This is a genomic window from Pseudomonas onubensis (assembly GCF_965653655.1).
Lineage (GTDB): Bacteria > Pseudomonadota > Gammaproteobacteria > Pseudomonadales > Pseudomonadaceae > Aquipseudomonas.
On sequence record NZ_CBFHAZ010000253.1, the window covers coordinates 1 to 465 of the forward strand.

At 48.2% G+C, this 465-nt stretch carries 1 protein-coding gene; it reads right to left on the minus strand.

Annotated elements, in window-relative coordinates; genetic code table 11:
* Positions 1–465, minus strand: a 465-nt coding sequence (locus ACTD9P_RS29830; RefSeq protein ID WP_438870447.1) for a squalene/phytoene synthase family protein, incomplete at both ends; no start/stop codon positions are given.

The window sequence follows — 465 nt, forward strand, 5'->3', positions numbered from 1 at the left end:
TTTCTTCAACTGTCGCTTCAACTTCTGAGCGGGACATTTTTTCTCGTCCTTCTTTCATGGCCTGCAATGTTTTATGCGCCAATGCTAAAGGCAGTCTACAGAATAATTTAATCGAACGTTTATCTAAATCTTTCATATAAAGGTCGGCCTTTGCCAGGTTTTCCTCCGCATAAGCAAATAGTTCAGCACGGGTCCAGCCATCAGGTACGAAGCTGACGCCGCGCTCATCCAAATCTTCCTGCTCATTACGTAGAATGTTTACTGCCTGTAAACCGCGACCATAGCCGATTGCCAGTTCACGGTCTGTTTTCGTGCCGGCACTCCATTCCCAAAGCTCCGAAAGCATGACACCGACTAAACCGGCCACGTAGTAGGTATAGTCGTCCAAGTCTTCTTTCGTATGCACCTGCCAATTTGCGAGTGCCCATTTTGCCATCCCTTCCGCCATCTCACTCGTCGCAGATG